Source organism: Pseudorhodoferax sp. Leaf265 (assembly GCF_001422365.1).
Taxonomy (GTDB): domain Bacteria; phylum Pseudomonadota; class Gammaproteobacteria; order Burkholderiales; family Burkholderiaceae_C; genus Pseudorhodoferax.
The window spans coordinates 1-4,860 of sequence record NZ_LMMT01000032.1; the positions used below are offsets into that span (position 1 = coordinate 1).

General features: G+C 73.2%; 3 protein-coding genes. All 3 read left to right on the plus strand.

Going from position 1 to position 4,860, the window contains the following annotated elements:
- Nucleotides 1-334 precede the first annotated feature (334 nt).
- The 3 genes from ASF45_RS21620 to ASF45_RS21630 are packed head-to-tail and all read left to right on the plus strand — an operon-like array spanning nt 335 to nt 4,552.
- Nucleotides 335-1,891, plus strand: a complete 1,557-nt coding sequence (locus ASF45_RS21620; RefSeq protein WP_056667714.1) for a hypothetical protein — start codon at nt 335-337, stop codon at nt 1,889-1,891.
- Nucleotides 1,888-2,280 carry a GPW/gp25 family protein gene (locus ASF45_RS21625; protein WP_056667718.1) on the plus strand — a complete coding sequence of 131 codons (393 nt, stop codon included), beginning with the start codon at nt 1,888-1,890 and terminating at the stop codon, nt 2,278-2,280. The genes ASF45_RS21620 and ASF45_RS21625 overlap by 4 nt, the downstream gene beginning before the upstream one ends.
- A gap of 4 nt (nt 2,281-2,284) precedes the next feature.
- Nucleotides 2,285-4,552, plus strand: a complete 2,268-nt coding sequence (locus ASF45_RS21630; protein WP_056667720.1) for a putative baseplate assembly protein — start codon at nt 2,285-2,287, stop codon at nt 4,550-4,552.
- The last annotated feature ends 308 nt before the right edge of the window (nt 4,553-4,860 follow it).

Below are 4,860 nucleotides of genomic sequence, written 5' to 3' on the forward strand. Positions count from 1 at the left end.
TCATTTGCTGGAACCAGAGGCCGGGATTGCCCCCGGCAGTGCAGTCACTTTCTCTTGTTTCGCCAAGAGAAAGTAACCAAAGAGAAGGCGACCCCGGTTCCCACGTCCCTCCGCTGGCGCTCCGGGCAACCTGCGGTGCTCGCGACCTGGGCGCATTGCACAACTCGCACCGTTCACTTCGTTCACTCAGCTCGAACAAGTGCAATGAGTCAGTTCACAAAGCGCGAGGTTCCCCGCGCCGCCCAGGCCACTGCGCTCCTCGGCGTGGGCACAGGGGCCCCGGGGAGCGGGGACCAATTCGGGCCATCGCTGCGCTCGGCCACGGAGCACTGACATGGCCATACACCACCCCATCCTCATCGGCACCCCCCGCGGCCTCGCCCGCAGCGCCCGCCCCTGGCTGCTGCAGCGCAGCGACGACGACTTCCTGCCCGCCACGCTCAACGACCTGCGCAACGCCGCCGGCCGCGAACGCCTGCGCGCCCTGCGCGCCCGCGCCCTCGACAGCCAGGGCACGCTCAAGCTGTTCCAGCCGATCCAGCGCCAGTTCCACCTCGCGCTGCTGGAGGCCTGGTGCGACACCGCCGGCGAACCGCGGCTGGACCCCAAGCGCATCCAGGCCGCGGGCATGGTGCTGCGCCGCGTCGGCGCTGACGGCCGCGCCGAGGGCTGGATGAAGTCCGGCGGCCGCATCCACGGCTGGCTGCCGCTCACGCGCGTAGGCGGCACCGACGCCGACCCGCTGCCCGGCCAGCGCAGCACGCGCGGCCTGACCGGTGTGCCCGACATCGACCGCCAGCTGGCCAGCTTCACGCGCACCCAGCCCGACAGCGCGCTGGAGGAGGCCACCATCCCGCTGTACCTGGCGCCGCCCGACGTCTGCACCGAAGCCGGACAGACCCTCTACTACGGCCTGGTGCCCACCGTCAGCAGCGAGATCAGCGAGGCGGACGACGAACTGGCCGCCGCGCCCGGCACCGACTTCGGCCCGCGCTCGGCCGCCTTCCGCGACCACCTGGTGCTGGCGCTGCAGGGCCAGGCCATGGGCCTGCCGCGCACCGGCCAGAACATCACGGCCGCCTGGCTCAAGGACAGCGAGCAGGCCGGCGCCGACGCCGCCCTGACCCGCTTCGTACTGCTGCTGCGCCAGCTGGCCAGCGAGTTCGATGCCTTCGGCAGCGCCGGCGCGCCCATCCTGCAGGCGCTGTCCGCGCTGGAACTGCCGCTGGTGCTGCGCAGCGGCGAGACCCAGCCGCGCCGCGTGCGCGCCGACCAGTTCCTGCAGCAGGCCCAGGCCGTACTGCTGCAGCAGCAAACCGGCAGCGTCGAGATGCCCGCCAGCTGGCCGGCCATGGACACCACGGCCGCGCAGCGCCTGCTGGACGCCATGCACGCCGCCATGCAGCGCCGCTTCGCCGCGGTCAAGGGCAAGCGTGGCCGCTTCGACGAGCCAGGCGCGCGCTACCAGCTGCGCGCCTTCGTGCGGCTGGCACCCGAGGGCGCCTGTCCGGCGCGCATCGTCTGGGGCGAGGCCAGCGAGCCCTTCGTGATCGCGGCCTGGTACGAGGGCGCGGGCGCGCCGCCCGTGCAGATCGCGCTGCCCGACCCCAGCGACAAGGGCCTGCTCGATGCGCTCAAGCCCAGCGTGGCCTTCGTCGTGCCGCCCTCGCTGCAGAGCCTGCTGTCCGGGTCGAGCAAGAAGCTGCTGGACGGCGAAGGCGCGAGCAGCAAGTTCGGCCTCACGTGGATCTGCAGCTTCAACATCCCCATCATCACGATCTGCGCCTTCCTGGTGCTGAACCTGTTCCTGGGGCTCTTCAACATCGTGTTCGGCTGGATGTTCTCGATGAAGATCTGCCTGCCGTTCCCGAAGATTCCGCCGAAGTCATGAGCGCGCATCCACGTCCCCTCATCGGCTGGCCCCTGCTGCCGCTGCCCGATGCGCACGGCGCGCTGGCCTGGCCGGACCTGGCCACCAGCGTGCGCGACGGCATCCGCGCCATCCTGTCCACGCGCCCGGGCGAGCAGCTCATGCGGCCCGAGTTCGGCGGCGGGCTGGACCGGCTGCTGCACGCGCCCAACACCATCGCCACGCGGCGCGAGATGCGCGACCTGGTGCAGGACGCGCTGACCCGCTGGGAGAGCCGCATCCTGCTCGACCGCGCGGAGGTCTGGGAGGTCGCCGGCGCACCCAGCCAGGTGCGCGTGGAGATCGCCTACCGGCTGGCCCGCTCGGGCCAGGCCGGCGCCATGAACGTGACAGTAGATCTAGAGGGTTGACGCCATGCCGCTCCTGCCTCCCTCGCTGGACGACCGCCGCTTCGACGACCTCGTCGAGGAACTGATCGCGCGCATCCCGGCCCACACGCCGGAGTGGACGCATCCGCGCCAGGGCGACCCCGGCCGCACGCTGATCGAGCTGTTCGCCTGGCTCGGCGACACGCTGCTGTACCGCGCCAACCTGGTGCCCGAGCGCCAGCGCCTGGTGTTCCTCAAGCTGCTGGGCATGGGCCTGCAACCCGCGCTGCCGGCGCGCGGCATCGTCGGCCTGGCCTTCGCGCGCGACACCGAGCTGGCCGCCCACACGCTGCAGCCGCGCGCCTTGCTGAAAGCCGCCGTGCCCTTCGAGACGCTGGCCGAAACCACGGTGCTGCCGATCACGGGCGAGGCCTACATCAAGCGCGCGCTGCCGCCCGCGCAAGTGGCCCAGCGCAGCGACCTGCTGCAGGGGCTGGCGCGCATCCACCGCATCAGCGGCGCGCTCAAGGCCTACCAGACCACGCCCGTGTTCGCCCAGGGCCGCGCCGTGCCCGAGGGCGTGGACGTGTTCGCGCAGAGCGTGGACCGCGCGCTGTGGATCGCGCTGCTGGCCCCGCCCGCGCGCCAGCCCGCGCAGCAGGGCGAGGTGAACACGGCAGTGCGCAACGCCCTGGGCGGCGGCGATGCCGCGCTGCCGCCGCTGCTCTCGGTCGGCGTGGTGCCGGCCGTGCGCCCGGCCGGGCCCTTCGACGAGGTCACCGCCGCCACGCCGGTGCCGGTGCTGTGGGAGATGACCGCGCCCGGCACCACCGCGCTGGACACCAGCTACACCGTGCTGCCCGTCCAGGGCGGCACCGACACCAGCGGCGGCCTGGCCCGCGCCGGCACGCTGCGCCTGCAGCTGCCCGACGAGCGCGCGATCTGGGCGCCTTCCAACGACGTGGGCGAGAACCCGCATGCCGGCGTCGGCGACGCGCCGCCGCGGCTCGACGACCCGGCCCGCGCCGCGCGCCTGGTCGCCTGGCTGCGCCTGCGCCCCCAGCCCGGCCAGCAGGTGCAGCAGCTGCCGCTGGCCTGGATCGGCATCAACGCGGTCGAGATCGACCAGCGCAACACGCTGGCCGGCCGCGTGCTGGGCGCCTCCAATGGCGCGGCCGACCAGCAGTTCGCCTTGCCGCTGGGCTCGGTCGACGCGGCCAGCCTGCAGATCGAGGTCGAGGCGCCGGGCCGCGGCTACCAGCCCTGGACCCGCGTGGACGACCTGGCCGCCATCCATGCCGACCCGCAGGTCGCGCGCGATGCCACCGCCTACGAACTCGACGCCGAGGCCGGCCTGCTGCGCCTGGGCGACGGCCTGCGCGGCAAGGTGCCCGAGGCCGGCATGCGCGTGCGCCTCGCGCTGGGCCGCTTCGGCGGTGGCCGCGCCGGCAACCTGCCGCCACTGGCGCTGGCCGAACTGACCGGCACCCTGCTGTCCGGCCAGACCGCCCCGCCGATCCGCGTGCTGCAGCCGCTGCCGCTGGCCGGCGGCGAGGACGCCGAGACCCTGGCCGTGGCCGAGCGCCGCATCCCGGCCCGCCTGCGCCACCGCGACCGCGCCGTGACCGAGGACGACTACCGCAGCCTGGCGCTGGAGTTGCCATCCATTGACGTGGGCCGCATCGAGGTGCTGCCGCGCTTCAAGCCGCGCGACCGCCGCTTCAACGTGCCCGGCGTGGTCAGCGTGCTCGCGCTGCCGGCCGCGCCGCTGGCACCGGCGCCCAACCCGCGGCCCGACCGCCCCTTCATCGAGCGCCTGCACGCCCACCTCTCGGTGCGCACGCCGCTGGCCACCGAGCTCTACGTGATCGGCTGCGATTACGTGGCGCTGGGCCTGTCGGTCGCCGTGCTGGTGCGCGACGGCCATGCGCGCGACCAGGTGCTGCTGAACGTGCGCGAGGCGCTGCGCCGGCTGCTGTGGCCGCTGGCCCCCGGCGGCCTGGACGGCAGCGGCTGGCCGCTGGGCCGCGCCGTGCGCTCGCGCGAGCTCGAGGTCGAGGTCTCGCGCGTGCCCGGCGTCGAGGAGCTGCGCGGCCTGCGCCTGTTCCAGCGCCAGGGCAACGACTGGCAGGTGCTGCCGGCCATCGCGGCCGATGGCGCCCAGCAGCTCGTGCTCTCGCCCTGGCAACTGCCCGAGCTGCTGTCAGTCATCGCCGTCGAGGGCACCAGCGCGCCGACCGACCTGCGCGCCCTGCCCAATCCCTTCGCCGATGCCAGCGCCGTGGCGGTGCCGGTCGTGCCGGAGTTGTGCTGATGGAAAGCCTCCGCACCCTCAAGGACCGAGGCCGAGCGCAGCGACGGCCTGAGCCCCAGGCCGAGCGCAGCGATGGCCCGTGTGGGGCTTCCCCCTGTGCCCCTGCCGAGGAGCACAGTGCCATGGGCTGCGCGGGGAACCTCGCGCTTCGTGAACTGACTCATTGCGCCTGTTTGAGCGTAGTGAACGCAGTGAACGAAGCGAGTTGCGCAATGCAGCCCATGGCGCGAGCACCGCAGGTTGCCCGGAGCGCCAGCGCAGGGACAGGGGCACCGGGGTCGCCTTCTTTTGCCTACTTTTCTTGGCGA